This window comes from Rhizobium sp. P1_E1, from assembly GCF_056406015.1.
Map to the genome: position 1 here is coordinate 1 of NZ_JBFUAY010000332.1, position 3,709 is coordinate 3,709.

5 protein-coding genes are annotated in these 3,709 nt (G+C 60.4%); 3 read left to right on the top strand and 2 right to left on the bottom strand.

Annotation, left to right across the window (positions count from 1 at the left end):
• The first annotated feature begins 101 nt into the window (after positions 1 to 101).
• Positions 102 to 515, top strand: coding sequence for a GFA family protein (locus AC1D1Z_RS35095; protein WP_047623313.1), 414 nt, complete (start codon positions 102 to 104; stop codon positions 513 to 515).
• Between the two features lie 114 nt (positions 516 to 629).
• Entirely contained in the window at positions 630 to 1,073 is a 444-nt protein-coding gene (locus AC1D1Z_RS35100) for an SRPBCC family protein (protein WP_018242667.1), read from the top strand.
• Between the two features lie 50 nt (positions 1,074 to 1,123).
• Here the strand turns inward: AC1D1Z_RS35100 and AC1D1Z_RS35105 are convergent, their stop codons facing one another.
• Together AC1D1Z_RS35105 and AC1D1Z_RS35110 are read right to left on the bottom strand one after the other, a co-directional pair.
• Positions 1,124 to 2,047 carry a hypothetical protein gene (locus AC1D1Z_RS35105; RefSeq protein ID WP_130652676.1) on the bottom strand — a complete coding sequence of 308 codons (924 nt, stop codon included), beginning with the start codon at positions 2,045 to 2,047 and terminating at the stop codon, positions 1,124 to 1,126.
• Positions 2,048 to 2,222: 175 nt separating this feature from the next.
• The gene (locus AC1D1Z_RS35110; protein ID WP_018446286.1) at positions 2,223 to 2,396 is read right to left on the bottom strand and encodes a hypothetical protein; all 174 of its coding nucleotides are present in this window, start codon (positions 2,394 to 2,396) and stop codon (positions 2,223 to 2,225) included.
• A 618-nt stretch (positions 2,397 to 3,014) separates the two neighbouring features.
• On the opposite strand from AC1D1Z_RS35110, the gene AC1D1Z_RS35115 reads away from it, so the two are divergent.
• On the top strand, positions 3,015 to 3,709 hold a 695-nt coding region (locus AC1D1Z_RS35115; protein ID WP_477853390.1), incomplete at its 3' end, for a VCBS domain-containing protein.

Sequence of the window (3,709 nt, forward strand, 5' to 3'; positions counted from 1 at the left end):
GAGTTAGGGCGTCCTTTGTGGGTCATAAAGGACGCACGGCGCTCTGAGGCGGTGGAGTGCCAATCGCACGACGTTCGAACACGGGATGGGAGGCATCTGACATGACCAGGAAATATACCGGGCAATGCGCCTGCGGCGCAGTAAGATTTGCCTTCGACACGGACCCGAACTTTGTCGCCAACTGCCATTGCCTGGACTGCAAGAGGGCAACGGGCGGCGAGGCCGCCACGTTCTTCGCCGTGCCGCAGGAAGATTTCACCGTGATCAGCGGCAGCCCGAAAGCGTTTCATTACATCGCCGATTCAGGCAAAGGGCTCGACCGCAACTTTTGCCCCGATTGCGGCGCCAGGTTATTCAGCAGCAACCTCGAGAGCTTCCCCGGCCTCGTCTTCGTGACGCTCGGCAGCCTCGACCGGCCCGAGTTGATCAAGCCGGGGGTCGAAATGTTCACCCGGCGCCGGCTGGCCTGGGCAAGGCCGCTCGATCTTCCGCAGTTCGATGGCATGCCTGGTTGAGCCGCGACGCCGGATCGAATTCTTCTTGAAGAAAAATTCGATCCGGTGTCGGATCGGCCAAGCCACGTCCGTCCTAGGTTCGTCCATTCCGTAAATCCAAAAAGGATCACGACCATGCCGAGTACCATACGCCTGCACCGCGTTCTGGCGACCACCCCGGAGAAAGTCTATCGCGCATTCCTGGAGGCGGACGCGCTTGCCAAGTGGCTTCCGCCGAACGGCTTCCTCTGCACTGTGCACCATTCGGAGCCGGTTGTCGGCGGCACGTTCAGAATGTCCTTCCGCAACTTCACGACGGGCAACAGCCACGCCTTCGGCGGCGAATATCTCGAGCTCGTCCCGGGCGAACGTCTGCGCTACACCGACAGGTTCGACGATCCCAACCTGCCGGGCGAAATGGAAGTCACCGTGACGCTGAAGAAGGTTTCGGTCGGCACCGAGGTGGATATCGTACAGGCAGGCGTGCCCGACGTCATTCCGCCCGAGGCTTGTTATCTCGGCTGGCAGGAGTCGCTGCGAAACCTCGCCAGGGTTGTCGAGCCCGACATCCAGGAATAGCGCAAGATCGCGCCGGTCGGACGACAACCGTCCGGCATCGGCGACATCAATCAATCCCCATGTTTGGCCAGGGCGTTGCGGGCGGCCGCAGCGCCCCAGTCGTCGGAAAGGTCCTGCCCCTCGATTTCGGCTTCCTTGATCGGCGTTGCCAGGATCAGCGGCGTGGAGCCGAAAGGCAGGCCGTCGATCCGGCCTGCGTCACGGCTGAGTACGATCCGGGTCATCGGGCGGTAATCCTCGGTCAGCCGGCAGAACAGGATGGCGCCGTGCTTCTCGACATCGCGGGCCACACGATAACCGTCTGCCACGAGGTCGCCGATGTTGATCAACAGGTTCGCCCAGTTTTCGATCCCGGCCGCATCCAGTGTCGCGGCGTCGAGTTCCATGAAAAGCTCGCATTCGACGCCGTTCTCAGGCTCAGATATGCCGGCCCAGGGGGTCGACAGCCCGTCGGTGGCAAGCGTCAGCCTTCCCGGCGCATGGATGGCGAGGATCCGGCGGTGCGGGCCGAACCATTTCGTCTGGGCGTGAATGTTGGCCGTTCCGCGCTCTGCGGCAAAATCCTCCTGGACTGTGCCGCGGCTCTGCCAGAAGACGCGCCGCGTAGCGGCAGCGGTTTCGTAGATCGGGTCGTCGGGGCCGCGCGGCACGATCGTCCGGTCATAACTCGTTTCGAGCGTGATCTCTCCCCGCATGAAGGGGAACTTCGGCTTCCTCCAGCGGATTATCACCTTGTTGAAGCGGGGCATCCCTGATGCACCGAGCTTTTCAACGACATCAGAGATGATATCGAGCGGATGCCTGGAGGCCTCAGGGACATAGTTTCCCTCGGCATCGCGGTAGCCGCCCGTCCGGGAGGAATGCCCTGCCTGCATCGTGGTGGCTGTCCATTCGCCGCTGACCGCGCCCGCCGGCGCCTTGTCGAGAGCCGGTGCAAGTTCCCGGATCGCATCGTCAATCGAATAGAATGCCACGTCGCCCTCCGCCTTCGCCCAAAGATCGTATCCCCCGCGGCCGCTCGGCCGCGAGCAGAAGCTAGCGCGGAGGCGTCGCCGATCAATAGCGAGGTGGACGTCGCGAGCAGGGGAGGCGCCCAGATCCCTGGGCGCAGGAGAATTCTTCACTTAGGTGCGGTGAGGCCCGCGGCGCTTATTTGCTTCCGTTGTTCGGGCGCGCCTTGGCGCTGTCGTTGTTGGTCGACGAGGCGGTTTTTCCGTCTGGTTGCTGCCCGAAATATGTCCCGCCGAGATGGCCGCCGGCGCTGGTGTTCCTCACCTGCCGTTCGGCGCGTTTCTGGAGTTCACGAACGTTGGTCTTGCTCATTTTCGGCTCCATGTTTGAGGTGGACATCTGGTCAACCGATGGCGGACGACACGRTTCCATATTTTTGCGGAGGGCGGTGTCCTTTACGTCGGCGGCGGGCTTGGGGGAACGTTTGCTCACCCGTCGTCGGTGTCCCGCTTCGCTGCCGCTCACCCGATGGAAATATTCGCACGTCGGACATTTGGAGCTCCTTCTTTTGGCTTCGTTGTAGAAAGCCGATCCGGGACAACATCCCGATGAAATGATCGGCGTGGAGCAGCCGGTGCCGACCTAAGCGAGGAAAAGCGGAAAGGCTCTAAAGTTTGGGCCTGCGCTTCGCAAGCGCCTTGCGCGCCGCCATCCCACTCCACTGCTCGTCAGGATCGAGGTCTGCGACTTCGGCGTCTCTCGCAGCGAATTCCTGGACAAATTTACCATCACAAGAAAATCGTCTTTCATTTCACAGTATATGTGTTAACACTTTATTAGGGATGGGGAGTATTCCGGTTCTGATTTAAGAAATATGGGCATTGTTGCCGATAATATCGGCACGACCGCATGTTCAACGCGTGTCATGCTGGTTTGCTAATCTTGAATCAATGCCGGGTTACTTGTTTTGTATTATGGGGGGTTATTTTGATGGGTACGCAAAGCACCGGCGGCGGCAGCACGACTTCTTTCTCCAATACGCCGCAGGCGAAGGATGACTCTTACATCTGGACAGAAGACCAACTGCTCAGTCTCCAGCTCTACAATGCGGCCACCAAAACCATAACCCTCGACGTCATGTCGAATGATCTTGGCGGGAATGCCAAATCCCTCTTTTCGGTCGACGACGGTGATGGCAATCCAATTACCGCCGACTACGAGCTTCTTGCGAAAGACGTCGGAGCGAATGGGGCATCTGCCTGGGAGAAGTCCCTGCTCGGCAATTGGGTCAGGATCAATAATGGAAAGATCGAATACCGTCTTAGTGACGGAAGCGGCATCGCGGGCTCGGGCGCGGATATCAACACGCTGTCTGCCGGTGAAATCCTCAAAGATAGTTTCGTCTACGCGATACGGCTCGGCAATGGCACGCTGAGCGAGGCAAATGTCTCGATCTCGCTCACCGGCGCCAACGATGCGGCTTCGATCGTCGTCGATGCGACGGTCACCGACGATCGGGCGACGGTCGAGGCGGGTGCGGCCGGCAGCGGCGATCCGAATGCCTCCGGCAAGCTGACGGTCAGCGATGTCGACGACGGCGAGGCGGCGTTTGCCGCCCCGGCCTCCCTCAACGGCATCTATGGCAGCTTCACCTTCAATGCCGCCAGCGGCAGCTGGACCTATAC